The sequence below is a fragment of the Mesorhizobium sp. M7A.F.Ca.CA.001.08.2.1 genome (genome assembly GCF_003998455.1).
Taxonomy (GTDB): domain Bacteria; phylum Pseudomonadota; class Alphaproteobacteria; order Rhizobiales; family Rhizobiaceae; genus Mesorhizobium; species Mesorhizobium ciceri.
The window spans coordinates 1-474 of sequence record NZ_RZPW01001458.1 but is presented as its reverse complement, the minus strand read 5'-3'; the positions used below and the strand labels follow the sequence as shown (position 1 = coordinate 474).

The 474-nt window shown below is 65.2% G+C and carries 1 pseudogene; it reads left to right on the top strand.

What is annotated here, in order from left to right:
• A pseudogene (locus tag EN914_RS37960) lies at positions 1-137 on the top strand (IclR family transcriptional regulator); the annotation flags it as partial.
• Positions 138-474: the final 337 nt, after the last annotated feature.

The following is a 474-nucleotide window of genomic DNA, read 5'->3' as shown; positions in this document are numbered from 1 at the left end:
ACCGGGCAGAGCGCACGGTCGCGGCCATCAACGTCTCGACGCAGTCGGCGCGGTTTTCGGTCGCGGAGATGGAACGGGAGATTCTGCCGGTGCTGCTGGAGGCCAGGCAGCGGATTGAAGATTTTTTTGTGGTTTAAGAGGCCTTCTCCAACAACCTTCACCGTCGGCGGGACAGCGCCCCCCTCTGCCCTGCCGGGCATCTCCCCCTCTTGGGGGGAGATCGGACGTCACGCCGGCTTTCGCCAATCTCCAACGACGCAGGAATGGGCGAAGCCACCAATCTGCCAATCTCCCCCCTTGAGGGGGGATGTCCGGCAGGACTGAGGGGGGCGCGAAGGATCGCGGCGTTTTGCAATTCGCCGCCGCCCCGCCGACCCTCAATGCTTGATGCGATCCCGCATGGCATACCACAGCATGCCCAGCACATAGAGCGGACCGCGCAGCGCCGTGCCGCCGGGGAATGGCATCGGGGTC